Source organism: Lachnospiraceae bacterium JLR.KK002 (assembly GCA_036941025.1).
GTDB lineage: Bacteria > Bacillota > Clostridia > Lachnospirales > Lachnospiraceae > Petralouisia.
Genome location: JAYMNP010000001.1, coordinates 947,954 through 973,323, shown reverse-complemented (window position 1 = coordinate 973,323; position 25,370 = coordinate 947,954). Strand labels below are relative to the sequence as shown.

The following is a 25,370-nucleotide window of genomic DNA, read 5'->3' as shown; positions in this document are numbered from 1 at the left end:
AATCCAGATGGAGGGGAAATAGCTGGAGGCGCTCGGTTTCCACATCGGGGATGCCATCCAGGTGGCTTACGAAGAAGGTTCCATCCACATCTCACTTGCATCTCCGGCACAATCCGAACCCGACATGGTCTGCGATACAAAAGCAGGATACGCATCCAAATAATTCCCATCCAAAAATAACCGAGGGAAGCAGGCGCTGATACCCTGATCAGCCGCCCGCTTTTCTTGCTCTTTCTGTGTTTAAACCGGATTTCAATAAAAGAAAATATCGCAACATATTGCGAAATCTAATTGACAGAATGTGTATGGCTACCCTATAATAGATACCAAACATCACCCTTTGGAGAAAAACTATGTCCGTATCCTATGATCCATTATGGAAATTATTGATCGATAAAAAAATGAGTGCATCCGACTTGCAGAAAGCGACTGGCATCGCCCCAAACACAATGACCCGGATGCGGAAAGAGCAGGAAGTTTCAATCGCCGTCCTCGGCAGGATATGCGATGTACTGGACTGCGACTATGGCGACATCCTGCACCATATCAAGACAGGAAGGAGCGCGGGACATGATCGATAAAAAGCAGATGACCGAAGAAGAGATAAAGCTGAACTTCATCACCCCGGCCATTGAGCGGACGTGGCCGAAAAACTGCATCCGCATGGAATTCCCTATAACCCAAGGGCGCATCATGATCGACGGGAAGAAGGCAAAGCGCGGGAAAGCATACTTTGCTGACTACCTTCTATTCTATTCAGACACCAGCCTGAATTTCCCGCTTGCCGTTGTAGAAGCCAAGGATAACGGCCATTCCCCATTAGGCGGGCTGCCGCAGGCGATCAAATACGCCATGCATATGGAGGATGTGCCTTTTGCATTTGCGTCCAATGGAGATTCTTTTACCATGCACGACATGCTGACTGGGGAAGAATCCACGGATATCTCGCTGGACTCATTCCCATCCCCTGAAGAATTATGGCAGCGTTACCGGGCAGAGAGCAGTTTTACCGATGAGGAGGAGAAGATGCTCTCCGTCCCCTACCATTATAAAGAAGGCGACCACGAACCGCGCTATTACCAGTGGATCTCCATCAACCGCGTCCTGGCGGCCATTGCCCGTGGCGACAGGCGTATGCTGGTCGTCCTTGCCACAGGCACAGGCAAGACACTGGTCGCATTCCAGATCATCTGGAGGCTGCTGCAGGCAGGCGCGGTAAAGCGCGCCCTTTTCCTCGCTGACCGGGATGTCCTTGTCGGCCAGCCCATGCGTGACGATTTTGCGCCGTTCGGGAAAAAGATGCACCGCCTTGAAAACCGTGAGATGGATACCGTACACCAGGTTTATCTCTCTTTATACCACCAGATGAAGAACGGGGCGGAAAACTATTACACCGCCTATGACCGCAACTTCTTTGACCTGGTCATTGTGGACGAGTGCCACCGCGGGAGTGCCGATGAGGGCAGTTCCTGGCATGAAATCCTAGAGTATTTCAGCTCGGCCATACAAATCGGCATGACGGCCACGCCAAAGGAAACAAAGGATACATCCAATATCGAATATTTCGGGGATCCGGTTTATACATACAGCTTAAAACAGGGCATTGACGACGGCTTCCTTGCCCCATACAAGGTCATCCGCGTCAATCTGGACATAGACGTGAACGGATACCGTCCCGCACCGGGCGCACTGGATATCCACGGAAAGCCCCTTGAGGACAGGATATATGAACAGAAGGATTTTGACCGTACATTGGTCGTGGAGGAACGTACCCTTGCCGTTGCCAGGCGCATCTCCGACTTTTTGAAAGAAACCGGACGCTTTTCTAAAACCATTGTGTTCTGTGAGGACATCGATCACGCTGAACGCATGCGCAATGCCCTGGTAAATGAAAATAAAGACCTGGTCAGGGAACAGCCTCATTACATTGCACAGATCACCGCCGGTTCGGATGAAAAGCCGCTGCTGGAGGATTTTACAGACCCCCATGAGCCGTACCCTGTGGTCGCCGTCACGAGCAGGCTGATGAGCACGGGCGTAAATTCCCAGACCTGCCAGCTCGTGGTCCTCGACCGCACGGTCGGCTCCATGACGGAATTCAAGCAGATCATAGGGCGCGGCACCCGCGTCCGCGAGGACTGCGGCAAACTGTATTTCACTATCATGGACTTCCGCAGGAATTATGTGAAATTTGCAGACCCGGCTTTTGACGGCGACCCTGTACAGATAAAAGACGTTGGTGAAGATGGCAGCTTCACAGACGGCAGTCCGGAGGCAGACATTCCAGATGATGCTATGGGTAACAGCAACGGCTTTTCCGATGATACAGACGGCCATAGCGGAGACCGGCCCGGCGGGCAGAAACCTACTGGCCGTGAAAAATATGTGATCAACGGCATCCCTGTCAGCATCATAAACGAAAAGGTGGAATACCTGGACGCCAACGGGAACCTGATCACCGAATCCATCATCGACTATTCCCGCAGCAACCTGCGCAGGCTGTACCCATATTATGAAGAGTTCAGGAAAATATGGCTCGCGCAGAAAAAGAAGCAGGAACTGCTGGACCAGCTTGTCGCGGACGGCGTGTTCATTGATTTCGTGCGTGAAACGATCCCGGAAAGCCATGTGGATGATTACGACGTCCTCTCTTATATCGGCTATGAAAAACAGCCGCTGACTAAGGAGGAACGCATCGACCGCATACTGGTGTCCGGCTACCTCGATAAATTCAGTAAGGAAAACCAGGGCGTCATACGCCTGCTGCTGGATGCGTACCGTGACCGGAACATTGACGAGCTTACCAATATGCGCATCCTGAACATGCCGGAATTTATACAGATCAACGCGCCGACTGCCATTGTAAAGGGCTTCGGCGGGAAAGAGAAATATATGGAAATGCTCTCGGAAATCGAAAAGCAGATATATGTAGCGTAAACGGAGGGACATATGGCAATCGGAAACCTGATAAAATCATGGGAGAACATCATGCGTGACGACGACGGCGTGAACGGGACCGTCCAGGTGCTGTCGCAGCTCGTGTGGATGCTGTTCCTGAAAGTATATGACTTAAAAGAGGATATGTGGGAGCTGTATGAGGACGGATTCCAAAGCGCCATCCCGGAAAAATGCCGCTGGCGGAACTGGGCAAAGGGAAAATCCCAGAAAGACCAGATGACCGGGGACGATATGGTAAATTTCGTGAACAATACCCTGTTCCCGGAATTAAAGAATCTGTCCATAACCGCGCAAAGTTCCAGGCGTAGGATAATCGTGAAGGAAATGATGGCGGAATCCTACAATTACATGAAGGACGGTGTGTGCATCCGCAAAGCCGTCAACCTGCTGGACGGCATTGACTTCGATGACCGGGAAGAACACCATTCCTTCAATGTGATATATGAAACCCTGCTGAAAAGCCTGCAGAGCGCAGGACGTTCCGGCGAATTCTACACGCCGCGCGCCTTGACGCAGCTAATCACAGAAAAAGTGAATCCACAGCTTGGCAAAGTCACGGCTGATTTTGCGTGCGGCACAGGGGGCTTCCTCATTGACGCTGTAGAACATCTGCGGAAACAGCGGAAGAAAGCCGAGGACAATGCCATTATTGAGAAGACCGTGTTCGGCGTGGAAAAAAAGCAGTTCCCCTATATGCTCTGCACCACCAACATGCTGCTCCATGATGTGGATTACCCACGTGTCTATCATGAGAATTCCCTCATGAAAAATGTGCGGGATTACAAAGACAATGAAAAAGTTGATTTTGTTCTTATGAACCCTCCATACGGTGGCCATGAGCAAGATGCTATACAAGTGAACTTCCCATCACAAATCAGAAATTCCGAAACCGCAAACCTATTTATAATCGAAATATTATATCGTCTTAATCCGAATGGACGTTGTGGCGTAATTTTGCCTGATGGTTTTCTTCAAAATGAAGATGCTCGTTTAATAAAGCTAAAAGAAAAACTCTTTAAAGAATGTAAAGTCCATACTATCATCCGTTTACCAGGAAGTTGTTTTGCACCATATACCAGCATCGCAACAAATTTACTCTTTTTTGATAAGACGGGTAGTACCACTGAAACATGGTTTTATCGCTTTGATCTGCCAAGAGATTGTAATTTTAGCATGAAAAAAAATCCTATAACACGCGAAAAACTTGTTTCTATAGACGAATGGTGGGATAATAGAATAGAAATCCGAGACGAACGCCACGAAGATTCCGTTATAGAATCCTGGAAGTCTCGTTGTGTAACTATTGAAGAAATTAAGTCAAGCAATTACAATCTTGATTTCTGTGGATTCCCAATGGAAGAAAAAATCATTCAAACTCCAGAAGATGCTCTTTCTTTTTATATTAGCAAACGTGAACAATTAGAAAAGAAACTAGACATGGCTACTTTATCATTAAAAAAGTATCTTGAAGGCGATTATTCAATAAAGCTGCAAAATATTAGTGCTATTACAACTGAATTAGGAAGCTTAACGCAAGAATTTCCAGCAACCATGCGCAATGCAATATTGCAATCAGCCATTCAAGGCAATCTATCTGAAAGACTAGAAACAGATACTTTACCGTATCAACTTATAATGAAAGCGAAGAAGTCTTTAGCCGAGACATTAGACGGTCAAAGAGTAAAGAAAAAAGTCATTCAGGAAATTGACGAATCTGATATTCCTTTTGAAATCCCAGAGACATGGGAATGGGTACGTTTAGGAACTATTTGCATTATTGCCAGAGGAGGTTCACCTCGACCTATTACAAATTTTATTACCACTTCGGAAGATGGCATTAATTGGATTAAGATAGGAGACACAGAAAAAAACGGAAAATACATCTATTCTACTGCTGAAAAGATAAGACCTGAAGGTGTCGCTAAAAGCAGGTTTGTTCATGTTGGCGATTTTTTATTGACAAATTCAATGAGTTATGGACGACCATATATTCTCAAAATAGACGGCTGCATCCATGATGGTTGGCTCGTAATTAGCCAACCCTTTCCTGTGTTTGACCAAGATTATCTTTATTGGTTACTTTCTTCTTATTTTGCGTATAACCAATTTTCTGGCAAAGTTTCAGGTGAGGTAGTAAAAAATCTCAATAGTGATAAAGTTGCAAATTCGATTTTTCCATTACCACCAATTGAAGAACAACAGCGAATTGTACAACGGCTAGAAAAACTCATGCCATTGTGCGAAAAAACAGTTTAACATAGCTATAATGCTAAGAAAAGAGCAACGAACTCCTATCTTAGCATTATGATTTTTATTTTCAACTTCATTTATACTTTATTCAATTACCGCAAACGACTCGCAGGTCATAGAAGCGTTTCTTCCACACGAAATTTCTCCTACTATTTCCACATGGAATCCTCTTTCGTGCGCTTTAATAGCCTTATCATATTCGTTTTTGTTCAAATTAACAGTGACAGTTTTTCGTTTATCATTCTCATCCAAATAAACAACCGTAATCTTTCCAATCTTCCGTTTCTGAACGTCCGGAGAAGATTCCAATTTCTTAATTCTGCCAATAATTCTTGTAGACTTATTCGTTTCGTCTTTCAATCTTTCAATTGTTGTTTCAATTGGCTGATAATAATCATGTGTAAGTAATATCCTGCTTTTGACACAATCAGCGTTTTTTACAATTGGAGACCATTCAGCAATGAATTCCACATCTGCTCCATTTGAATCAAGATTAAGCCCCCCTAATGCCTCATAAAAATTTGCACTTATAATTTTATCTTCATCTTGTAATATAAGCTTATCCATCTCTCCATTATCAATCTGATTTTTTATAAAAGAAATATTTTTCATAACGCGGCTCGTCACTTGCCGCGTCAATGAATTTGCACACTGCTCTTCATCTGAAAAAATGCTCAATTGTTTATAATCTTCATTTTCATCGAGTTCTGCAAATGGGCATACAACTGATACGACATAGCTTCCTATTTCTGTCTGTCCAAATCTACAGCTTGATAGAAATTTTAATACACAATCATCCATTCTCCCTTGATGATATTTCTTAGGATGTAAAATATCCAATGCCGTTGCCGCTAATAATCTCTTTGCATTTTCATACATACGAATCGCGTCATCAAAAAAAATGTTTCCTGCCTCAACGTCCTTTTTTTCTAAACGTATTTTTAAAATATCTGTATTCGGATTCAGTAGATACAGCAGAACTTGCTCAACAGATTTATTTTCAGCTTCTGCTACTGTCACAACTGCCTTATACATTGCTTCTTTATAGTCATTAAGTTTTTTTTCTGTAGGAATAATAACCTGGAAAAAATCATCATTTTTTTCATACTGAAAAATTTTTATATATTGTCTCTTGCTTTGATACTGCTCCCAGCCCATATCTTTCAAATATTTCGCAAATGCAAGTGGGCTGATTTTTTCGGTCAAATCCATAAAATTAACAGAATATATCATGGCCACTCCTCCTTTGCAATCATTTCCAATATGTTCCGTAGGCTTTCCACATTAATGACATTTTTCTTATTGATTTTTACACTTACAGTTCCTTCATTGGATGATTCGGTTTCTTTTGAAAATTCTGCCCAATACATGCATCCCTTAATCAACAATTCCTCTTCTGTCCAATTAACCCACAATTCCTCGTTTTCAGGCAATATAAGCAACCCCAATATAATTGGTGTGGTTGATGGAAGACATAAATCATTATAATTTTTTACCTTGAGTTTATATGTAAGCGTATCACCATGGTCAGTATATTGGGATGGTGAAGATGTACATTTCAACTGGATTCGGAGTTCAGTGTTAAATTTTTTATTCCCGCCTAATAAAATCCGCTTTTTCAAAATGCCATCTGTACTATCCGCATCATGCCTCACAATTTCATACGCTATGCCAGCATATGCACATAGAGCAGAAATATAACTTATACTAATGTCTTCTTTTATTTGTGTTATCTGCATAGCGCACCTCCTCATATAATGTTTATTATATCATTTTTTCAGATTTCGTCTACCTAATATCCAAAAAATTTATCGTTCATTTCTTTTCCGCTATATTTAATTTGATAAAATATCGTTAAATAACTTTAAACACCACCTAAACACCAAATGCTTCCGAAGAATGCCCATTTTACCGCATTCTTCGGAACTTTCCCCGTATAGAAGTCTTTCTTCTCAAAAAGGCAACTTCTTTCCTGAACTTCCAAATATTTGTTGCAAAACGGGGATTTTTATGATAAAGTGGGTAAGAAACATAGAAAGCAGAAAAATTTAAAAAAGTACACATTTACAAATTTTTTCTGCTTTTTTATAAGCAAGGTGCCAGGAAGATTACTGCATTTAAACAGGATTTTCAAATTTCCTGGCTTTTCCATAAAATGTTCCAACAGGCATTCCACATGCTTCTGCTGCCTGCCGGAGCGTTATCTTTTTTTCCCGCCAGGCATAATATATGTTCTGAAAATTATCCGGATACGGAAGCGCCGGACGCCCGAATCTGACTCCTCTTGCTTTCGCTGCCGCAATTCCTTCTGCCTGGCGCTGGCAAATATTTATCCGCTCATTTTCTGCTGCAAAAGACAGTACCTGCAGAACAATATCGCTTAAAAATGTTCCCATCAGATCTTTGTATTTCCGGGTGTCTAAAAGCAGCATATCCAGTACCACAATGTCAATTTCTTTCTCCTTTGTAAGCAGCCTCCACTGTTCCAGTATTTCTCTGTAATTACGACCCAGCCGGTCTATACTGCTGACATAAAGCACATCCCCCTGTTTCATACATTCTAACATACGCCTGTAAGAAGAACGACCAAAATCTTTTCCTGACTGTTTGTCCACAAAAATATTTTTCACCGGAACGGGCAATTCCTGTAAAGCAATCCTCTGCCTGTCTTCATTTTGGTCACGACTGCTGACACGAATATATCCATATGCATTCGTCATGTTTTTTTCTCCTGTATAAATAAAAGCTGTTATATCTATGATTTTTCAACCAACTGACATAACAGCTTTCCCTTATTTTATCACTCTGACTCTCAGCACACTCTCAATTTTCTCTAACTGTTCAATGGCCGCCTCCGTAACAGGGGAATCAATATCCAGAAGGGAATATGCGAAATTCCCCCGGCTCTTGTTGGTCATGTCGGAAATATTGATGTTATTGTCTCCCATTACAGCGGTGTATTTTCCGATGATTCCCTTTTGATTTCTGTGAAGAATGGCTACACGTCCGGCTCCGGCACAGACACCCATGTCACATCTGGGGAAGTTCACAGAATTGCGGATATTTCCGTTTTCCAGATAATCCATAACTTCTTCCACCGCCATCACCGCGCAGTTGTCCTCGGATTCTTCTGTAGAAGCGCCCAGATGGGGAATCACAATACAGCCTTCTTTTCCTGCAGTGGTGCTGTTTGGGAAATCAGACACGTATTTTTTCACTTTTCCCTCTTTGATGGCTTCCAGGATATCTTCCTCATCCACCAGAAGATCCCGTGCAAAATTCAGAATTACCACGCCCTCTTTCATCTTTGCAAATGCTTCTTTATTCAGCATTTTTCTGGTGTCATCCAGAAGGGGCACATGGATGGTAATATAATCACATTCCTGATAAATGTCTTCCACGTTATTGATATGTTTTACGTTTCGTGACAGATTCCATGCGGCATTGACCGAAATAAAAGGATCGTATCCATACACTTCCATGCCCATATGGGTGGCTGCATTTGCCACTTTCACACCGATGGCTCCAAGGCCGATAACGCCTAATTTTTTACCGGCAATTTCACAGCCTGCAAATGCTTTTTTAGCCTTTTCCACATCTTTGCTGATGGTCTCGCTATCCTGATTTTCCAATACCCAGTTGATTCCTCCGGTAATATCGCGGGAAGCCAGCAGCATTCCTGCAAATACCAGCTCTTTTACGCCGTTGGCATTGGCTCCCGGCGTGTTAAATACGACAATTCCCTGTTCTGCGCATTTTTCCAGAGGAATGTTATTCACTCCGGCTCCGGCTCTGGCAACTGCGCAGAGCTGTTCTGGCAGCTCCATGTCATGCATGGCCGCACTTCTTACCAGCACTGCCTGGGCTTCGCTGATATCGTCTGTCTTTTTATATTCCTGGCCGAACAAATCCAGGCCCACGTTTGCAATGGGATTTAAGCAATGATACTGAAACATGTTAATTCTCCTCTTCAAATTTTTTCATAAACGCCACTAACTTCTCCACGCCTTCTTTTGGCATCGCATTGTATATGCTGGCACGCATACCGCCTACGGTCCGGTGGCCTTTCAGATTTACAAATCCTGCTGCCTCTGCCTCTTTGACAAATTTTGCATCCAGATCCTTATCTCCTGTTACGAAAGGAACGTTCATCAGAGAACGGTCTTCTTTTCTCACGGTTCCTTTGAACATGGTGCTGGAATCCAGGAAATCGTAAAGGATTTTCGCTTTCTCTTCGTTGCGTGCTTTCATGGCTTCAAGGCCGCCCTGCTTTTTCAGCCATCGGAATACTTTTCCGCAGATATAAATGCCATAGGCAGGAGGTGTATTGTAAAGGGACTCTGCGTCTGCATGGGTCTTATATTTCAGCATGGTCGGAGTACCCGGCAGGGTATCTTCCGTAATCAGGTCTTCACGGATAATCACAATAACCACTCCGGCAGGCCCGATATTTTTCTGAACGCCTCCGTAAATAATTCCGTATTCAGACACATCCACCGGCTCGGACAAGAAGCAGGAAGACACATCTGCTACCAGAGTATGCCCCTTGGTATTGGGCAACGTCTTATATTTTGTACCGTAAATGGTATTGTTTTCACAGATATATACATAGTCTGCGTCCTCCGGAATATCCAAATCGGAGCAGTCCGGAATGTAGGAAAAGGTCTTATCCTCGGAGGAAGCCACTTTTACTGCCTCTCCGTAATTCTGCCCTTCCTGAAATGCCTTTTTTGCCCACTGGCCTGTTACAATGTAAGCGGCTTTCTTATTCTTCATAAGATTCATGGGAATCATGGCAAACTGCTGGGAAGCTCCTCCCTGTAAAAACAGCACCTTATAATTATCGGGAATCTTCATCAGCTCCCGCAAGTCTGCTTCTGCTGTTTTGATAATATTGTCATATACTTTGGAGCGGTGGCTCATCTCCATCACGGACATGCCGCTTCCCTGGTAATCCAGCATTTCCTCTGCTGCCTCGCGCAAAACTTCCTCCGGCAAAACAGCCGGTCCTGCTGAAAAATTATAAACTCTGCTCATTTTTTTCCTCCTTCATATCTTCTTCGCTGAATACCTCACTGATGGCAGCTCCCGGCGCTACCATAGGCCATACTTTATCATCACTGTCAATCATACAGTCAATTACCACCGGCCCGCTGTTTTCCAGAGCCTGGGCAAATGCCTGGCTGAATTCCTCTCTGGTGGAAGCACGAATCCCTCTGGCTCCAAGGGCTTCTGCCAGTTTTACAAAATCCACACTGTCTTTTAATACAGTTGCAGAATAATGCTGTTCATAAAATAAAGTCTGCCACTGGCGAACCATGCCCAGCACATGATTGTTGACCACCACCTGAATCAGGGGCAGGTTCTGGCGTACTGCTGTGGCAATTTCATTCATATTCATACGGAAACATCCGTCTCCGGCAATGTTAATTACCTGCTTTTTGGGATTGGCCATCTGCACTCCGATGGCTGCTCCCAGCCCGTATCCCATGGTACCCAGGCCTCCCGACGTAATCAGTGTACGCGGCTTTTTATATTTATAGAACTGGGCTGCCCACATCTGGTGCTGACCCACTTCCGTCACTATAATGGCGTCTCCCTTTGTCTGACGGTAAATTTCTTCCACAAGGTAAGGGCCACTCAGACCCGTATCATGGTATCTCAGCGGATATTTTTCCTTATATTCCATGATCTTCCCAATCCATTCCTCATGATTCTGCTGCTCCACTCTCTGGTTCAGGCGCAGAAGAATTTCCCTGATATCTCCGATAATATGGGCGTCCGTCACGATATTTTTGTTGATTTCTGCCGGATCCACATCAAACTGCAGGATTCTGGCATGGGGAGCAAATTTCTTCGCGTTCCCCGTTACCCGGTCGCTGAACCGGACCCCAACCGCAATCAGCAAATCGCATTCGCTGACTCCGTAATTGGAAGTTTTGGTTCCATGCATTCCCAGCATTCCGGTATAGAGACTGTGATTTCCGTCGAAAGCCCCTTTTCCCATCAGGGAATCGGCTACCGGAGCCTGTACTTTTTCCACAAACTCCATAAGTTCCTGGCTGGCCTCCGAGATAACGGCTCCGCCTCCCACAAAGAAATAGGGTTTTTCGGATTTCCGAATCATTTCCACTGCCTGTTCCAGCGCTTCTTCCGTAATAGTCTCATAGCAGCGTTTTTCCGGCTCTATGGTGATGGGATGAAACTCCGTCTGATTTGCCGTCACATCCTTGGGGATATCCACCAGTACCGGCCCCGGTCTGCCCTTCTGGGCAATCCGAAAGGCTCTCCGTATGGTTTCCGCCAGTTTTCCCACATCTTTTACAATAAAATTATGCTTGGTAATGGGAGTTGTGATTCCCGCAATATCAATTTCCTGAAAACTGTCTTTTCCCAAAAGGGATACACCCACATTGCAGGTAATGGCCACCATGGGAACAGAATCCATATAGGCGGTGGCAATTCCTGTAACCAGATTGGTAGCTCCCGGCCCGGAAGTGGCCAGACAGACTCCAACCTTTCCGGTGGAACGGGCATACCCGTCTGCCGCATGGCTGGCCCCCTGTTCATGGGAAGTCAGCACGTGTTTTATCTCATCCCTGTGCTTATATAATTCATCATATACATTTAAAATGGCTCCTCCCGGATAGCCAAAGACAGTATCCACACCTTGCTCTTTCAGACATTCAATAACAATTTGCGCTCCTGTCAGCTGCATATTCTTTCCTCCTGTCAGTTACGAATCTTTTCTGCAATCAGGTCTCCCATTTCCACGGTTCCCACCTGAGTTACAGATACCTTTTTCTCTTCTTCCTGAGGCATAATATCTATCGTACGATATCCTTCCCGCAGCACCTGTTTTACTGCAAGCTCCACTGCGTCCGCCTCTTTATCCAGATCCAGCGAATAGCGCAGAAGCATTGCGGCGCTTAAGATGGTTGCAATTGGATTTGCAATTCCTTTTCCGGCAATATCCGGTGCGGAACCGCCGCTGGGCTCATACAGGCCGAATTTTGTATCATTCAGGCTTGCGGAGGACAGCATTCCGATGGAACCCGTCACCATACTTGCCTCGTCCGATAATATATCACCAAACATGTTCTCTGTCAAAATCACATCAAACTGTTTCGGGTCTTTTACCAGCTGCATGGCGCAGTTGTCAACCAGCATATGTTCCAGCGTCACCTCCGGATATCCTTTCGCCACTTCTTCCACGATTTTCCGCCAGAGTCTGGAGGAATCCAGCACATTGGCCTTATCCACACTGGTGACTTTCTTCCTGCGCTTCATGGCAATATCAAATCCGCGCTTTGCAATTCTGCGGATTTCCGTTTCATTATATGTAAGGGTGTCTTCTGCAGTCATCAGGCCATCCCGTTCTTCCGTTACCCGTTTTCCAAAATAGAGGCCCCCGGTCAGCTCCCGCATAATCATCATATCAAATCCGTCCCCGATAATATCTTCTCGCAGAGGACAGGCTTCTTTCAGTTCTTCATACAGATAAGCCGGCCTTAAATTGGCGAAAAGGTTCAGGGATTTGCGCAGCTTCAAAAGTCCTGCCTCCGGCCTTAAATCCGGCGGAAGCTGATACCAGGGAGAAGTGCTGGTATTTCCTCCAATCGAACCCATAAGCACCGCGTCCGCTGCCTTTGCCTGTGCGATGGCTTCCTCTGTCAGGGGCACTCCTGTGGCGTCAATGGACGCGCCTCCCATCAGTATTTCATCATAAGAAAATATGTGTCCGAAGACCTCACCCACCTTATCCAGTATTTTTCTTGCTTCTCTTACGATTTCCGGTCCGATTCCGTCCCCGGAAATCACTCCAATGCGGTAATTCATGCTCACTGTCCCTCCCTGTATTTCTATAATAACTGTCCGTTTCGGCACATGGAAACCCTGACCTTTCAGCCTGTGTGACAGAATTCGGACTTTTAATTGACAAAAAATTATCAATACTACTATAGTATATTTATTCTTGGATTTCAACTGGAAAAGATATTTTTCTTTTTCATAGCTTTTATAATCTGGAGTTATAATTGAATGGCCGTTTCATTATATTTTGATATGGTTCATGATAAACCAAATTCTTTTGCATATTTTACGACTCCACATATATCGGATGCGGTTTCTTTTATTTTATATGCCATAAAGTTTTCATTCGGCACATCAAAAGGCGATTTTTCCAGGTAGACTGCTACGCTATCCTCCTCATTTGAAAGTGTGATATCACCCGCAACATCTTTGACCGCCTGTACTGCATTACTCATCGCAACGCCGATACCACATATTTTTAATAAAAAAGCATTCCCTGACTCCCGCCTGAGAATGCTTTCTGCTTATTTACTTTCTTTTTCCGCTGCGTCTTCCGGCTTCTCCACCATGGCAATAGCCGATTTCTGCATGGGAATACGGCAGTTCTTATTGTTTCCAAACTCCATAATAACAGTATCCTCTGTGATATCAATGACCATTCCGTAAAAACCGCTGGTGGTCAGTACGGTGTCTCCCACTGCCAGTTCAGCCAGCATTGCATTCTTTCTCTTGTTCTCTTTCTGCTGCGGACGTATCATCATGAAATAAAGCGCTACCAGCATAACTAAAATCCAGATGATGGAAAATCCCGCCGCTGCCTCTGTTTGAGCTAAAATAGACATTTCTTTTCCTCCTAATTGTCCATGCCCCGGAACCTGTAAACCTGTTCCCGGATATTTTCTGCTTTGCCTGTGCAGATACAGGCCTTTTCTCTGTGACAAAATTTTACGCATTTATATTATTGTACACAAAATGAGAACCGAAAGCAAGCTATTTCTGCATTGAGTTTCCTCATTTTTTACAGATAGCCAATATTTTCATACTATGACGAATCACACCACTGATTAATCATGGGAAAATTTTCTTTAACACTTCCTCCGCTCCCAGCTTCCTTATTCCCTCTTTATCCGTAAGCAGACCGGAATTCCAGCGCATTTGTCCGGAACCAGTCAGATAGGAAGCAGGTCTCGTACAGTCCGGGAATTTCTTATACCAGTCCGGATAATAAGTACGCATATAATATTCTGCCAGTTCTGCGGCACGGCTGTTCCTTCCGTCCGGAAGACGTGTTCCGCACAGGAGAACTCCCGGCGGACTTGCATGAAGCAGAACCACGCTGCCATCCTCACACATACCCAGTGAAATCCATACATGTCCGCTCATACTCATAATATCTCCTGGTTTCCAGTCTGTCACATTACGGGCAGGCGTATAACTACCAAATCCTTTCATCGCAAAACTTTCTGCCATACCGGAGGCCTTTTCCACATATCCGGCTCTTCCATCGGCAGTTTCCATTACGTTGTAAACCACCCATCCCACATAACCGGAGCAGTCCAGCCCGTCATGAATCTGATATCTTGTATTTCTGTAATTGTATGAACTGTCCTGCAACTCATAAAATGCCCTCCAGCGGGGACTTTCTCCAATACTTACCGCTTCTTCTCCTGCACCTGTATCTGATTCATTCCATCCTCCGCCCCAGACATACATGGTATGGCCCAAAGGTATTTTTGCAGTGAGCAGCAAATTCAGCAGTGTCCGCTTTCCCGGCCGGGCTGTGGTCTGCAGCGGTTCTTTTTTCACCGTTTTGGATACAACTTTACTGGCTTTTCCATAAACTTTTCTGTGATTAATGATTTTATATGCTTTTACTCTGATGTAATACTTCCTGCCTTCCGTAAGTCCTTTCAGGTTGGTTCTGGTAACGCTGTTTTTCCCGATTCTGATTCTTCCCACATGCTTTTTAAATTTCTTATCCGGGGCATATTCCACCATATACCCATCTGCTTCTTTCTGCCTGGTCCAGGATATATTAAGCTGTCCGGGAATTTTATTACTCACAGATTTCAGCAATGACTTTCCCGGCAAAACTTTTACCGTAATTTTCCTGGAAGCAGATTTGTAATCAGAATCCCCGGCCATAACCGTTATCACTGCCTTGCCGCAGCCCTTCACAGTTACTTTGCCCCGGCTGTCCACCTTTACAACTCCGGAATTGCTGCTTTTATACCTGACAGTGCTTCTGGCAGATGCTCCCAGGAAAAAGGCTTTGTCTTTGTATGTCTTTGTGTAAGAAATTTTCGGTACTTTCAGCTCCACATCTCCCTTTTTTACCCTTAGCTGAATTGTCCGGAAGGCTTCTTCATATTCCTCCGTAGCTGATGCATGGATTACAATCTGTGTCATCCCCACTCCTGTCAGTTCCACTTCTCCGGTAAACTCGTTTATTCTGGCAACCTCCGTATTACTGCTGGCGTAGGTTAATGTGCCGTTCCCGTCCGTTTTTGCATCCAGAAAAAAGTTCGGCCTTCCCATTTCTTCTGACAAATCCGAGGCAGTAATGGTCTGAATCTTTTTTGTCAGTATTTCCGGTGCTGCCTGGGCAGATACTGTCCGGGGAAAACACACTTCCAGCAGGAATACGGACAAAATAAACAGAACTGCCAGTTTCGTAACCTTACTTTTGCCCCATTCCATACAGTTTTTCCTCTTTATAAGAATGGAACCGCCCCTGGTCCAGCGCCTCCCGTATTTCCTCCATCATGGTATTATAAAAATACAGATTATGGAGAACGCACAGCCGCATTCCCAGCATTTCCCTGGCTTTCAGAAGATGGCGGATATAAGCCCGGCTGTAATGGCGGCAGGCCGGACACTGGCAGCCTTCCTCTATGGGTCTGGAATCTCTTTCATATTTCCGGTTGAACAGGTTCATTTTTCCCTGATTCGTGTACAGGTGGCCGTGGCGCCCGTTCCGGCTGGGGTATACGCAGTCAAAAAAGTCCACGCCCCGCTCCACTCCTTCCAGAATATTGGCGGGCGTTCCCACCCCCATCAGATAAGTGGGTTTTTCCAGAGGCAGATGAGACACCGTCACATCCAGAATATGGTACATCTCCTGATGGCTCTCTCCCACTGCCAGCCCGCCGATGGCGTATCCGTCCAGATCCAGTTCTGCAATCTGTCTGGCATGTTCGATACGGATATCATCAAAAATTGCCCCCTGATTGATACCGAACAGCATCTGCTGCCGGTTAATCGTGGTTTCCATTTCATTTAACCGGCTCATCTCTTTTTTACAGCGTTTCAGCCAGCGGGTGGTTCTGGCCACGGAATGTTCCACATAGGAACGTTCCGCCACACTGGAAGGACACTCATCAAAAGCCATGGCAATGGTGGAGGCCAGATTGGACTGAATCTGCATACTCTCCTCCGGGCCCATGAAAATTTTCCTTCCATCAATATGGGAGTTGAAATACACGCCTTCTTCTTTGATTTTCCGCAGTCCTGCCAGAGAAAACACCTGAAATCCGCCGGAATCCGTCAGAATGGGTTTGTCCCATACCATAAACTTATGCAGGCCCCCCAGTTCCTTTACCACCTCATCTCCCGGACGTACATGAAGATGGTAGGTATTGGACAACTGCACCTGTGTCTTTATCTGCTGTAAATCCTGGGTGGACACCGCTCCCTTAATAGCCGCAACCGTACCCACATTCATAAATACCGGAGTCTGAATTACCCCATGTACCGTATGAAATTCTCCCCGTTTGGCCCGGCCTTCCTGTTTTAACAGTTTATACATAAATCGTTCCTTTCTTCATACAGTTTCCAGGCAATTGCGAAACGAGCCAATCAGCAAAATTCCATGTACCATTATTTCGTTTCGCAATTGCCTGTACAGTTCCGTGGTTCTGCTTTCCACAGATTTCATAACAAAAATCAGTATACCAGAATTCCATGTCTTTCTCAATAAAATACTTTCTTTTTTCCGAAAGGTTGGATATAATAAACGCAGCGGTTAAGAAGGTTCTTCTTTCAACGGTTAAGAAAATTTCTTTTTCCAATTTATCAATTCAGGAGGTTTTTATGGCAGGCTCAACATTCAGTACTCATTTTAAAATCACCACCTGGGGGGAATCCCACGGGAAAGGCATCGGCGTGGTAGTTGATGGCTGTCCCGCGGGACTTCCCCTGGAGGAAACAGATATACAGAAATTTCTGGACAGAAGAAAACCGGGACAGTCCAGATTTACCACTCAGAGAAAGGAAAGTGACAAAGTCGAAATCCTTTCCGGCGTATTTGAAGGGAAAACCACCGGAACTCCCATCAGCCTTGTGGTATTTAATCAGGACCAGCGTTCCGGGGATTACAGAGATATTGCTTCTTACTACCGACCGGGACATGCAGATTATACCTTTGATATGAAATACGGGTTCCGGGACTACCGCGGCGGCGGACGTTCCTCCGGCCGGGAAACCATCGGCAGAGTGGCCGCGGGAGCAATTGCCTCTAAAATTCTGAACCGGCTTGGTGTTTCATTTCTGACTTATACCAGATCCATCGGCCCGGTCTCCATATCCGCCACTCCGGAAGAACTCCTTTCCCGGAATTATGAACAGGTAAATTCCGCTATTCTCTCCAGTCCGCTCTGTATGCCGGAAGAACATGCCTGTGCAAAAGCACAGGAATTTCTGGAAACATGTATGAAGCAGAAAAATTCTGCCGGAGGTATCATTGAATGTATCATTACAGGCCTTCCGGCAGGCGTCGGAGAACCTGTTTTCGATAAACTGGACGCCTGCCTGGCCAAAGCCATTTTTTCCATCGGCGCGGTAAAAGGCTTTGAAATCGGCGACGGATTCGCTTCCGCCGCTTCTGCAGGTTCTGAGAATAATGACAGTTTTGAAATGAAAAACGGCAGTCCTGCCCTTTCCACCAACCATGCCGGAGGAATTCTGGGCGGTATCAGCAACGGGGCGCCCGTTATTTTCCGGGCTGCCGTCAAACCTACCCCCTCCATCTCCGCCCCTCAGAATACCATCAGCAGAGATGGAAAACCTGTGGAAATTGCCATTCACGGCAGACATGACCCGGTTATTGTTCCCAGAGCTGTGGTAGTGGCGGAAGCAATGGCAGCACTGACGGTTCTGGATTTGATGATGGAACATACCGGCAGCCGAATGGCTTCTCTGGAACAGATTTACCAGGAAAGTCAGAGACTTTCATAGCATGGATGGCCATGCGGCCCGCCAGTCGTCAGCCTGTGCATGATTAGGGTTTACCGGCAAACAGACAGAACGGAAAGTAATACGGGTTACTATAGAACTCAGTCCGGCAAAATACATATCGCAAAGGGGCTGTCGCAAAACAGCCCCTTAAAATTACTGCGGAAGTTTATGAATATGAATACAGTTGGGCTGGTCGATGGCAATGGGCCTGCCCTTCATCAGAAAATATTTCTTCTCATAATCCACATGGAATGTCATAATCTCGTTGGTATCATGATTTAAACTTACAAAATGCTGCCCATCCGGGAAAATCGCAATGGACTTGGGATAATCTCCGCTGATTTTGGAATCGCATACCATGGTCAGCTCGCCATTCTCCTGATTGATGGCGTAAATAACCACAGAATTGGCCCCTGCGTTGGAGCAGAAAAGATACCTTCCATCCTGACTGACTTCCATACCGGAAGCGCCGCAGTTCCTTCTCTCTTCCTCATCCACAGTGGGAATACTCTGGATTCGTTCAAATTCAGGCCCCTGAGGCGTACATGCATAACTGTAAACATCCACCTCATTGCTTTCCTCACACAGTACATAGGCGTAATTTCCATCCGGGGTAAACCGTATCATTCTCGGAGATGACTCCAGATGTTCCCGCAGAATATCCGCAATTTTCATTTTCCCTTTTTCATAGTCAATCTGATAAATCTTCACCTGATCCAGGCCGCCGTCCACTGCACAGAGATAATACTGCTTCGGCGTCAGTTTCACACAGTTCACATGAGGACGGTAATTCCGTTCCGCAATACTTCTCCCCATACCTGTATGGAAAATTCCGTCTGCAATCTCTCCGATACTTCCGTCTGTATTCAGTCTCATCATGGTCACCCGGCCATCGTGATAACCTCCCACAAACAGATAACGGTTTTCCCGGTCCACATCCACATAACACCCACGCATACCGCCAATCCATTTCTCATTTATGGCTTCCAGATCTCCGTCAGGAAGGACTTTAAATGCGGCAACCCCCTCGTCTGCGATGGAATAGAGGAATTTTCCATCTGCGGAAATGGTCAGATGAGAAGGGTTATTAATAGGTATTACCTTCCGTTCCGTCATACTTCCCTCTTCCACATCCACATCGTAAATATGGATTCCTACGCTGGTGCCATGGGTATAAGTCCCCACATATGCTACATATCTGTCTTTATTCATCTGCCTGTTCCTCCTTTTCCTGTCTGCGCAGAATATCAAACTCCGCCAATGGCTGTCCTAAATCAATATATAACACCTGTCTGGGATGGGGTGCTGACTCCATCTCGTTTCCTTCTTCATCCCGAATGGACTTCACCGTTACCGGTATGTTATCTCCATTCGGCTTCATTACCTCAATCTGTTCTCCAACGGAAAATTTATTTCTCTGCTCTGTCCGGTACCATCCGTCCTGATTCCTGCCTTCGATGATACCAAGATAGGTATATTCTTTTGTATAGGTATTGCTGTCATAAATCTGGGTCTGCTCATCCGGCTTTCCAAAGAAAAATCCTGTGGTAAAATGCCGGTAAGTGCAGTTGGAAATCTGTCCCGTATACCAGGACATATGCGCCCGGTAAGTTTCTTCTGAACAAAAATAATCGTCAATGGCCTTCCGGTAGGTTCTTGCCACCGTCGCCACATAAAGAGCTGTTTTCATCCGGCCTTCTATCTTGAAGCTGTCAATTCCTGCTTCCACCAGCTCCGGAATATGTTCAATCATACACAAATCTTTGGAATTAAAAATATAGGTTCCCCGCTCATTTTCATACACCGGCAGATATTCCCCCGGTCTTGTCTCCTCCACCACCGCATATTTCCAGCGGCAGGGATGGGTACAGGCTCCCTGATTGGCGTCCCGCCCGGTAAAATAATTGCTGAGCAGGCATCTTCCGGAATAGGAAATGCACATGGCTCCGTGAATAAAGGTTTCAATCTCCATGTCTTCCGGTATTTTTTTCCGGATTTCCGAAATCTCCTGCAAAGACAGCTCTCTGGCAGAAACCACACGTTTTGCCCCAAGTCCATGCCAGAACCGATACGTCTCATAATTGGTATTATTGGCCTGTGTGGAAATGTGAATTTCCAGTTCCGGACACAGTTCTCCGGCAATGGTAAATACGCCGGGGTCGGAAATAATCAGAGCATCCGGCTTCAAAGATTTAAGTTCTGTAAAGTATGCCCGGATTCCTTCCAGATCATAATTGTGAGCCAGGATATTGGCTGTCACATATACTTTTACGCCATGTTCATGGGCGAATGCAATCCCCTTTTCCATGTCTTCCATGGAAAAGTTCCTGGCTTTCGCCCGCAGGCCGAACATTTCTCCGCCGATATACACCGCATCCGCACCGAACATCACAGCCACCTTTAAGACTTCAAGGCTGCTGGCCGGCACCAGCAGTTCCGGTTTTTTCCTGCTCATTGCTCTCCTCCTTTACGCTGACTGTCACCCCATCGCCAATGGGCAGTATGGAAGTGGTAAGGCCTTCCATATGGGTCAGCTCATAGAGATAATCCCGCATCCGCTTATGTATGGTGCGGTTTCTTCTCGTAACCGCAAAACGCGACTGGATAATATCACCGTCCTGCAGCACATTGTCGGATACCAGCACGCCTCCCGGACTCAGCAGGCGCATCACCTCCGGAAGGAAATGAATATACTGTGCCTTTGCAGCATCCATAAAAATAAAGTCATAACTGCCTGTCAGTTCTTTCAGAATCCGGGCGGCGTCTCCCTCTGACAATTTTATCACATTCTGTTTCCCTGCGCGCAGAAAATTTGCTTTTGCAACAGGAATTCTTTTTTCATAATTTTCTATGGTGGTAATTTCACAGGGCACCGGATTGCATGATTCCATCAGCAGCGCGGAAAATCCCACTGCAGTCCCCACCTCCAGAATACGTCCCGGCCGGTTCATGGCCAGCAGCAGTTTCAGAAGGTTCTGGGTTTCCTTTCGAATGACAGGCACACAGGCGCGGCGGGCTTCCTCTTCTATCTCCGCCAGCAGCCCCTCCGTTCCTCTGTCCAGGGAATTGATGTAAGTAACAAGACGTTCTTCCACTATCATTCTTCTTTTTCCTCTGTCTCCTCTCCTGTCAGTACCTGTATCAGTTCTTCCGGAGTCTGAGAAGTATTCAGCGTATATTTGCCCGGTTTGATTTTATCTCCCTTAGAAGAAAGGCCAAGCTGTATGGCAAACAGTATTCCGCTGTCCACCACTCCCTTTTCTTCCAGCAGGCTTCCAAGCTCTGTGACGGACATTCCATTATAATAACGCACTGAAATATCTCTTCCCGGTTCCCTGTCCACAGCCGGCTCCGTAAAAACCCGGTATCCCATATCATAGGCGGCGTTTCCCGCCTTTAACACCACAAACAGAATCAGTATCAGGAGCAGTATACTCAACATACTGTTTAATATACTCAGTACCACCTTGCTGCTTCTCATGACATTCCCCTTTTCTCCGGCTGAAATTACTCAAACCCAAGATCAAACTCAATTTCTTCCATCAGACGGTAATTGATATGCTGTACCATACGGCATACTGCAAGTTCCGCTGCCAGATATTCGTTTACATAAGGCTCCGCCCGCAGCGGTGCAAATTCCCGTTCCAGACGGTCTGTTTCAGTAAATAAATCCACATCCCTGCGCATATGCAACTCAAAATTCCTTCTCCGGAATTCATGGATTGCTTTTTCTTTTTCCGGATCTGCATGAACCAGTTCCCGTATTCTCTGGTATTCCGCATATTCCGGACTGTTCTTCACCGCATACACCAGTGCTTCCAGATTTTTCTCTATTATCCGATCCATCCTGAACCTCCGACATGAACCATCAGACTTCCATAATAATCGGCATGATCATGGGCCTCCGTTTGGTTTTTTTCCAGACAAATTCTCCCAGTTCATCCTTGATTTCCGTCTTAATCTTACCCCAGTCTGTAATATTCCGCTCCATACAGTATTCCATGGCCCCGTCCAGTACCTTCTTCGCCTCATCCATCAGGCTTTCCGCACCTCTCACATACACAAAGCCCCGGCTGACAATATCCGGTCCCGCCAGTACCTGGCCGCTTCCGGACTCCAGGGTCATCACCACAATGATAATTCCGTCTTCTGCCAGATGTTGCCTGTCTCTGAGCACAATATTTCCCACATCGCCCACGCCGAGGCCATCCACCAGAATAGAGCCCACCGGAACCTGTCCTGTAATCTCCGCGCCCTTTTCATCCAATTCCAGTACATTTCCGGAAGAAAGGATAAAGATGTCCTCTTTTTTGAAACCCAGTTCTTCCGCAATAGTAGCCTGTGCCCGCAGATGCCTGTACTCTCCGTGAACCGGAATTGCATATCTTGGTTTCACCAGAGAATAAATCAGCTTGATTTCCTCCCGGCAGGCGTGTCCGGACACATGAGCGTCCTGGAAAATCACCTCCGCCCCTTTGCGGAACAGTTCATTGATGACGTTGGACACAGCCTTTTCATTTCCCGGTATGGGATTGGAGCTGAATATAATGGTATCTCCCGGCTTAATGGTGACTTTCTTATGAAGGCTTGCTGCCATACGGGACAATGCCGCCATAGACTCTCCCTGACTTCCGGTAGTAATCAGCACCGTCTGTTCATCGGGATAATTCTTCAGCTGCTCAATATCTATCAGTGTATGCTCCGGTATCTGCAGATACCCAAGCTCCGTAGCTGTAGTAATGATATTTACCATACTGCGGCCTTCCACCACAACCTTACGCCCGAATTTATAAGCAGAATTGATAATCTGCTGTACACGGTCCACATTGGAAGCAAACGTGGCAATGATGATTCTGGTATTGGAGTGATCCGCAAAAATATTGTCAAAGGTCTTTCCCACCGTGCGTTCCGAATTGGTAAAGCCCGGCCGTTCCGCATTGGTACTGTCGCACATCAGCGCCAGCACGCCCTTCTTGCCGATTTCGCCAAACCGCTGCAAGTCAATGGCATCGCCGAATACCGGCGTGTAGTCCACCTTAAAGTCTCCCGTATGCACCACAATTCCTGCCGGCGAATAGATGGCCAGGGCCGCAGCGTCCTGAATACTGTGATTGGTCCTGATAAATTCCACCCGGAAACAGCCCAGATTGATATGCTGTCCGTATTTTACCACCTTACGCTTTACTTTGGAAAGCATATTATGCTCCCGCAGCTTATTATCTATAATACCGATGGTCAGCTTTGTTGCATAAATGGGCACGTTAATATCCCGCAGAATATAAGGAATGGCCCCGATATGGTCTTCATGGCCATGGGTAATAAAAAATCCTTTTACTTTCTCGATATTATTCTTCAGATAGGTAACATCCGGAATTACCAGGTCAATACCCAGCATATCATTTTCCGGAAAAGACAGACCGCAGTCCACCACAATAATACTGTCTTCGTATTCAAAGGCAGTAATGTTCATTCCAATCTGCTCCAGTCCGCCTAAAGGAATGATTTTCAATTTTGAATTATGTTCTTTTTTCAACTTGCACCTCCAAATGCTGTGCAGGTTCCCTCGCTTTTCACTGACATTCCTGTCCCTGTTTCAGACATGATTCACAATAGCCGTAAAACTTTACCTCATGGTTGATAACCTGAAAAGAAGCTGACTCTCTGATACGTTCCTCCAGCTCCTCTAACAGGTCGTCCCAAAAAGATATTACTTTTCCACATTCCAGACATATTAAATGATGGTGGCGGTGCGCCTCTTTTCCACCAATCTTTCCAATTTCATAACGCACGCATCCATCTCCAAGCTGCACACTTTCCACCAGGTCCAGCTCTGATAGCAATTGTATTGTCCGATAGACAGTCGCCAGCCCGATTTCCGGGAACTCTGCCTTCACTGTTTCATATATTTCTTCCGCAGTCAGGTGTTTATCCTCACAGGATGACAGTGCTTCCAGTACCAGAATTCTCTGCCTGGTCTTCTTCAATCCATGTTCCTTCAAAATCTTTTCAAAATCTTCCCGGAGCATCGCAACACCTTTCTGTAAAATTCATGTTTTCAGATTCTTCCGTATTACATGGTAAGATCCACATCTTCCAGAATTTCTCCAAAAATCCCGGACATATATTCCAGTTCTTCCTCAGAATCCACCATTTCATACACGATATCTTCATTTTCTTCCTGTGATATTTCCTTTAAAATAAAGGCATCACAGTCTCCATCTTCCTCTTCTGCCACAAGCAGATAATTCACCCCGCTGATTCTGGTCTGCTCTACTACATAAAATTCCCTGGACCCCCCGTCGCCGGGAGCCTGAAATACTACTTTTTCCATTGTTTCTGTCCTTTTATTCCAACTTTGCTGTTTCGTCTTTCCCTATTCTGAATTTCCTGATTTTTCCGCCCGAAATGCCCGTGCATCCAGATACCCCTGTAAAATCAGTACAGCGGCAATCCTGTCCACATGGTTCTTCCGGTGTTCTCTGCGCACGCCGCCCTCCATCAGGCTCCGCTCTGCTTCCACGGTAGTAAGCCTTTCATCCCACAGCACCACCGGCAGATTACAGCGCTTTTTCAGCAGTTCCTGAAATTCCAGCGTACTGCGGCAGCGTTCCCCTTCCGTATTATTCATGTTCTTCGGAAATCCCAGTACGATTTCCTCCACCTGATATTCCTCTGTCAGTTCCTGAATCCTTGCAAGTGTCTGCCGGAGTTTTCCCGGCGATTTCCGCTGAATGGTTTCGATTCCCTGGGCAGTAACCAGTAATGCATCACTTATGGCAACACCCACGGTCCTGGAACCAAAATCAAGCCCCATAATGCGCATCCTGACCTCCTATCCCCAGGAGTTGCTCTGGATATACCGGCGCAGAATCTCTTCCACCAGCTCGTCCCGCTCTACTTTCATAATCAGGCTTCTTGCATTCCGATGGCTGGTAATGTAAGTAGGGTCTCCGGACATAATATATCCCACAATCTGGTTCACCGGATTGTAGCCCTTCTCCCGCAAAGCACTATATACAATTTCCAGCACATCGTCAACCCTTATCTGCTGTTCCTTCTCCACTTTAAAATATTGAGTATTGTTTTTATCCTGCATCTTTTCACGCCCTTGTTGA

General features: G+C 45.8%; 25 protein-coding genes and 2 pseudogenes. 4 read left to right on the top strand and 23 right to left on the bottom strand.

The window, feature by feature from the left end; genetic code table 11:
* Positions 1–353 precede the first annotated feature (353 nt).
* The 3 genes from VSQ32_04630 to VSQ32_04620 are packed head-to-tail and all read left to right on the top strand — an operon-like array spanning position 354 to position 5,214.
* Complete coding sequence (locus VSQ32_04630; protein MEH2942161.1) at positions 354–581, top strand: helix-turn-helix transcriptional regulator; 228 nt, start codon at positions 354–356, stop codon at positions 579–581.
* Positions 571–2,937 (top strand): DEAD/DEAH box helicase family protein, encoded by a 2,367-nt coding sequence (locus VSQ32_04625; protein MEH2942160.1) that lies wholly within the window; start codon positions 571–573, stop codon positions 2,935–2,937. The genes VSQ32_04630 and VSQ32_04625 overlap by 11 nt, the downstream gene beginning before the upstream one ends.
* Positions 2,938–2,949: 12 nt before the next feature.
* Positions 2,950–5,214 (top strand): N-6 DNA methylase, encoded by a 2,265-nt coding sequence (locus VSQ32_04620; protein MEH2942159.1) that lies wholly within the window; start codon positions 2,950–2,952, stop codon positions 5,212–5,214.
* 78 nt (positions 5,215–5,292) lie between these two features.
* On the opposite strand, the gene VSQ32_04615 is transcribed toward VSQ32_04620, so the two are convergent.
* From VSQ32_04615 to VSQ32_04555, 13 genes and pseudogenes are all read right to left on the bottom strand, one after another.
* Positions 5,293–6,441, bottom strand: coding sequence for a hypothetical protein (locus tag VSQ32_04615; GenBank protein ID MEH2942158.1), 1,149 nt, complete (start codon positions 6,439–6,441; stop codon positions 5,293–5,295).
* On the bottom strand, positions 6,438–6,947 hold the full coding sequence (locus VSQ32_04610; GenBank protein ID MEH2942157.1) for a DUF4365 domain-containing protein: 510 nt from the start codon (positions 6,945–6,947) through the stop codon (positions 6,438–6,440). The genes VSQ32_04615 and VSQ32_04610 overlap by 4 nt, the downstream gene beginning before the upstream one ends.
* 378 nt (positions 6,948–7,325) lie before the next feature.
* The gene (locus tag VSQ32_04605) at positions 7,326–7,928 is read right to left on the bottom strand and encodes a recombinase family protein (GenBank protein MEH2942156.1); all 603 of its coding nucleotides are present in this window, start codon (positions 7,926–7,928) and stop codon (positions 7,326–7,328) included.
* A gap of 72 nt (positions 7,929–8,000) precedes the next feature.
* Positions 8,001–9,164, bottom strand: coding sequence for a phosphoglycerate dehydrogenase (locus VSQ32_04600; GenBank protein MEH2942155.1), 1,164 nt, complete (start codon positions 9,162–9,164; stop codon positions 8,001–8,003).
* A gap of 1 nt (position 9,165) precedes the next feature.
* Positions 9,166–10,245, bottom strand: a complete 1,080-nt coding sequence (gene serC, locus VSQ32_04595; GenBank protein MEH2942154.1) for a 3-phosphoserine/phosphohydroxythreonine transaminase — start codon at positions 10,243–10,245, stop codon at positions 9,166–9,168.
* Positions 10,229–11,926, bottom strand: coding sequence for a biosynthetic-type acetolactate synthase large subunit (gene ilvB, locus VSQ32_04590; GenBank protein MEH2942153.1), 1,698 nt, complete (start codon positions 11,924–11,926; stop codon positions 10,229–10,231). The genes serC and ilvB overlap by 17 nt, the downstream gene beginning before the upstream one ends.
* A gap of 14 nt (positions 11,927–11,940) precedes the next feature.
* The gene (gene leuB, locus VSQ32_04585; GenBank protein MEH2942152.1) at positions 11,941–13,047 is read right to left on the bottom strand and encodes a 3-isopropylmalate dehydrogenase; all 1,107 of its coding nucleotides are present in this window, start codon (positions 13,045–13,047) and stop codon (positions 11,941–11,943) included.
* Between the two features lie 230 nt (positions 13,048–13,277).
* Positions 13,278–13,388: pseudogene (locus VSQ32_04580) on the bottom strand (GNAT family N-acetyltransferase).
* Positions 13,389–13,403: 15 nt separating this feature from the next.
* A pseudogene (locus tag VSQ32_04575) lies at positions 13,404–13,496 on the bottom strand (HAD hydrolase family protein).
* A 48-nt stretch (positions 13,497–13,544) separates the two neighbouring features.
* Positions 13,545–13,862, bottom strand: coding sequence for a preprotein translocase subunit YajC (gene yajC, locus VSQ32_04570; GenBank protein MEH2942151.1), 318 nt, complete (start codon positions 13,860–13,862; stop codon positions 13,545–13,547).
* A 226-nt stretch (positions 13,863–14,088) separates the two neighbouring features.
* On the bottom strand, positions 14,089–15,720 hold the full coding sequence (locus VSQ32_04565) for an Ig-like domain-containing protein (GenBank protein ID MEH2942150.1): 1,632 nt from the start codon (positions 15,718–15,720) through the stop codon (positions 14,089–14,091).
* Positions 15,701–16,828 (bottom strand): tRNA guanosine(34) transglycosylase Tgt, encoded by a 1,128-nt coding sequence (gene tgt, locus VSQ32_04560; protein MEH2942149.1) that lies wholly within the window; start codon positions 16,826–16,828, stop codon positions 15,701–15,703. The genes VSQ32_04565 and tgt overlap by 20 nt, the downstream gene beginning before the upstream one ends.
* A complete protein-coding gene (locus VSQ32_04555) occupies positions 16,821–17,090 on the bottom strand; it encodes a hypothetical protein (protein MEH2942148.1) in 270 nt (89 codons plus the stop codon). Before VSQ32_04555 ends, tgt begins: the two co-directional genes overlap by 8 nt.
* Before the next feature lie 22 nt (positions 17,091–17,112).
* On the opposite strand from VSQ32_04555, the gene aroC reads away from it, so the two are divergent.
* The gene (aroC, locus tag VSQ32_04550) at positions 17,113–18,255 is read left to right on the top strand and encodes a chorismate synthase (GenBank protein ID MEH2942147.1); all 1,143 of its coding nucleotides are present in this window, start codon (positions 17,113–17,115) and stop codon (positions 18,253–18,255) included.
* Positions 18,256–18,408: 153 nt separating this feature from the next.
* Here the strand turns inward: aroC and VSQ32_04545 are convergent, their stop codons facing one another.
* Genes VSQ32_04545 through VSQ32_04500 form a run of 10 tightly spaced genes read right to left on the bottom strand, consistent with a single transcriptional unit; the run spans position 18,409 to position 25,351 of the window.
* Positions 18,409–19,467, bottom strand: coding sequence for a lactonase family protein (locus tag VSQ32_04545; protein MEH2942146.1), 1,059 nt, complete (start codon positions 19,465–19,467; stop codon positions 18,409–18,411).
* Positions 19,460–20,710, bottom strand: a complete 1,251-nt coding sequence (locus VSQ32_04540) for a U32 family peptidase (protein ID MEH2942145.1) — start codon at positions 20,708–20,710, stop codon at positions 19,460–19,462. The genes VSQ32_04545 and VSQ32_04540 overlap by 8 nt, the downstream gene beginning before the upstream one ends.
* Complete coding sequence (locus VSQ32_04535; protein MEH2942144.1) at positions 20,664–21,356, bottom strand: O-methyltransferase; 693 nt, start codon at positions 21,354–21,356, stop codon at positions 20,664–20,666. Before VSQ32_04535 ends, VSQ32_04540 begins: the two co-directional genes overlap by 47 nt.
* A complete protein-coding gene (locus tag VSQ32_04530; GenBank protein ID MEH2942143.1) occupies positions 21,353–21,736 on the bottom strand; it encodes an aminodeoxychorismate lyase in 384 nt (127 codons plus the stop codon). Before VSQ32_04530 ends, VSQ32_04535 begins: the two co-directional genes overlap by 4 nt.
* A gap of 26 nt (positions 21,737–21,762) precedes the next feature.
* Positions 21,763–22,101 (bottom strand): YlbF family regulator, encoded by a 339-nt coding sequence (locus VSQ32_04525; protein MEH2942142.1) that lies wholly within the window; start codon positions 22,099–22,101, stop codon positions 21,763–21,765.
* A 22-nt stretch (positions 22,102–22,123) separates the two neighbouring features.
* A complete protein-coding gene (locus VSQ32_04520) occupies positions 22,124–23,788 on the bottom strand; it encodes a ribonuclease J (protein MEH2942141.1) in 1,665 nt (554 codons plus the stop codon).
* Positions 23,789–23,825: 37 nt separating this feature from the next.
* Positions 23,826–24,281 carry a Fur family transcriptional regulator gene (locus VSQ32_04515; GenBank protein ID MEH2942140.1) on the bottom strand — a complete coding sequence of 152 codons (456 nt, stop codon included), beginning with the start codon at positions 24,279–24,281 and terminating at the stop codon, positions 23,826–23,828.
* Between the two features lie 44 nt (positions 24,282–24,325).
* A complete protein-coding gene (locus VSQ32_04510) occupies positions 24,326–24,586 on the bottom strand; it encodes a DUF1292 domain-containing protein (protein MEH2942139.1) in 261 nt (86 codons plus the stop codon).
* 42 nt (positions 24,587–24,628) lie between these two features.
* Entirely contained in the window at positions 24,629–25,078 is a 450-nt protein-coding gene (gene ruvX, locus VSQ32_04505; GenBank protein ID MEH2942138.1) for a Holliday junction resolvase RuvX, read from the bottom strand.
* Between the two features lie 9 nt (positions 25,079–25,087).
* Positions 25,088–25,351 carry an IreB family regulatory phosphoprotein gene (locus tag VSQ32_04500; GenBank protein MEH2942137.1) on the bottom strand — a complete coding sequence of 88 codons (264 nt, stop codon included), beginning with the start codon at positions 25,349–25,351 and terminating at the stop codon, positions 25,088–25,090.
* Positions 25,352–25,370: the final 19 nt, after the last annotated feature.

What these genes read in the sequence shown, in the direction of transcription:
- VSQ32_04630 (MEH2942161.1), top strand. Translation starts at nt 354, where the DNA reads ATGTCCGTATCCTATGATCCATTATGGAAATTATTGATCGATAAAAAA.
- VSQ32_04625 (MEH2942160.1), top strand. Translation starts at nt 571, where the DNA reads ATGATCGATAAAAAGCAGATGACCGAAGAAGAGATAAAGCTGAACTTC.
- VSQ32_04620 (MEH2942159.1), top strand. Translation starts at nt 2,950, where the DNA reads ATGGCAATCGGAAACCTGATAAAATCATGGGAGAACATCATGCGTGAC.
- VSQ32_04615 (MEH2942158.1), bottom strand. Translation starts at nt 6,441, where the DNA reads ATGATATATTCTGTTAATTTTATGGATTTGACCGAAAAAATCAGCCCA.
- VSQ32_04610 (MEH2942157.1), bottom strand. Translation starts at nt 6,947, where the DNA reads ATGCAGATAACACAAATAAAAGAAGACATTAGTATAAGTTATATTTCT.
- VSQ32_04605 (MEH2942156.1), bottom strand. Translation starts at nt 7,928, where the DNA reads ATGACGAATGCATATGGATATATTCGTGTCAGCAGTCGTGACCAAAAT.
- VSQ32_04600 (MEH2942155.1), bottom strand. Translation starts at nt 9,164, where the DNA reads ATGTTTCAGTATCATTGCTTAAATCCCATTGCAAACGTGGGCCTGGAT.
- serC (MEH2942154.1), bottom strand. Translation starts at nt 10,245, where the DNA reads ATGAGCAGAGTTTATAATTTTTCAGCAGGACCGGCTGTTTTGCCGGAG.
- ilvB (MEH2942153.1), bottom strand. Translation starts at nt 11,926, where the DNA reads ATGCAGCTGACAGGAGCGCAAATTGTTATTGAATGTCTGAAAGAGCAA.
- leuB (MEH2942152.1), bottom strand. Translation starts at nt 13,047, where the DNA reads ATGAATTACCGCATTGGAGTGATTTCCGGGGACGGAATCGGACCGGAA.
- yajC (MEH2942151.1), bottom strand. Translation starts at nt 13,862, where the DNA reads ATGTCTATTTTAGCTCAAACAGAGGCAGCGGCGGGATTTTCCATCATC.
- VSQ32_04565 (MEH2942150.1), bottom strand. Translation starts at nt 15,720, where the DNA reads ATGGAATGGGGCAAAAGTAAGGTTACGAAACTGGCAGTTCTGTTTATT.
- tgt (MEH2942149.1), bottom strand. Translation starts at nt 16,828, where the DNA reads ATGTATAAACTGTTAAAACAGGAAGGCCGGGCCAAACGGGGAGAATTT.
- aroC (MEH2942147.1), top strand. Translation starts at nt 17,113, where the DNA reads ATGGCAGGCTCAACATTCAGTACTCATTTTAAAATCACCACCTGGGGG.
- VSQ32_04545 (MEH2942146.1), bottom strand. Translation starts at nt 19,467, where the DNA reads ATGAATAAAGACAGATATGTAGCATATGTGGGGACTTATACCCATGGC.
- VSQ32_04540 (MEH2942145.1), bottom strand. Translation starts at nt 20,710, where the DNA reads ATGAGCAGGAAAAAACCGGAACTGCTGGTGCCGGCCAGCAGCCTTGAA.
- VSQ32_04535 (MEH2942144.1), bottom strand. Translation starts at nt 21,356, where the DNA reads ATGATAGTGGAAGAACGTCTTGTTACTTACATCAATTCCCTGGACAGA.
- VSQ32_04530 (MEH2942143.1), bottom strand. Translation starts at nt 21,736, where the DNA reads ATGAGAAGCAGCAAGGTGGTACTGAGTATATTAAACAGTATGTTGAGT.
- VSQ32_04525 (MEH2942142.1), bottom strand. Translation starts at nt 22,101, where the DNA reads ATGGATCGGATAATAGAGAAAAATCTGGAAGCACTGGTGTATGCGGTG.
- VSQ32_04515 (MEH2942140.1), bottom strand. Translation starts at nt 24,281, where the DNA reads ATGCTCCGGGAAGATTTTGAAAAGATTTTGAAGGAACATGGATTGAAG.
- VSQ32_04510 (MEH2942139.1), bottom strand. Translation starts at nt 24,586, where the DNA reads ATGGAAAAAGTAGTATTTCAGGCTCCCGGCGACGGGGGGTCCAGGGAA.
- ruvX (MEH2942138.1), bottom strand. Translation starts at nt 25,078, where the DNA reads ATGCGCATTATGGGGCTTGATTTTGGTTCCAGGACCGTGGGTGTTGCC.
- VSQ32_04500 (MEH2942137.1), bottom strand. Translation starts at nt 25,351, where the DNA reads ATGCAGGATAAAAACAATACTCAATATTTTAAAGTGGAGAAGGAACAG.